The sequence below is a fragment of the Psychrobacter glacincola genome (assembly GCF_965118485.1).
In the GTDB taxonomy this organism is placed as follows: Bacteria; Pseudomonadota; Gammaproteobacteria; order Pseudomonadales; family Moraxellaceae; genus Psychrobacter; species Psychrobacter glacincola_D.
Map to the genome: position 1 here is coordinate 1 of NZ_CBCPJH010000088.1, position 834 is coordinate 834.

The 834-nt window shown below is 42.4% G+C and carries 1 protein-coding gene; it reads right to left on the bottom strand.

Going from position 1 to position 834, the window contains the following annotated elements; genetic code table 11:
• Positions 1–834 (bottom strand): catalase (locus ACMHKH_RS14660; protein ID WP_413521355.1); only part of this gene is annotated, 834 nt, incomplete at both ends.

The following is an 834-nucleotide window of genomic DNA, read 5'->3' on the forward strand; positions in this document are numbered from 1 at the left end:
TGCATATGACCATCTTGCTGATTATTAGCAAACGGGCATTTTGGTGCGTTAATTGGTATTTGAGCAAAATTCGGTGACCCTAAACGTGTGAGCTGAGTATCTAAATAACTAAATAGTCGACCTTGTAATAACGGGTCATTACTAAAATCAATACCCGGTGGCAGATGCGATGGGCAGAACGCTACTTGCTCAGTTTCTGCAAAGAAGTTATCTGGATAACGGTTTAACACCATTTTACCTACGATGCGTACTGGTACTAATTCTTCTGGAATCAGTTTGGTCGCATCTAAATGATCGAAGGGAAACTCATTGGCTTCTTCTTCGGTAAATAATTGAACGCCAAATTCCCACTCTGGATAATCACCATTATTAATCGACTCAAACAAATCGCGGCGATTATAATCTGGATCAGCACCTGATATTTTTACAGCTTCATCCCAAATCAGTGACTGAACACCAAGTACCGGCTTCCAGTGGAAACGCACAAAAGTGCTCTTTCCATCTTTATTAATAAAGCGATAGCTATGAATGCCAAAACCTTCCATCATACCAAAGCTACGTGGCAGCGCGCGATCACTCATCAGCCAAATGACATTGTGCATGGTTTCAGGACTGAGCGATACAAAATCCCAAAAGGTATCATGAGCAGAAGCCGCTTGCGGGAATCCACGATCCGGTTCTGGTTTAACCGCATGGACAAGATCTGGAAACTTCATTGCATCTTGAATAAAGAAAATCGGCATGTTGTTACCGACGATATCCCAATTGCCTTCTTCGGTATAAATTTTTACCGCAAAACCGCGCACATCACGCGGGGTATCTTTTGAGCCTTTA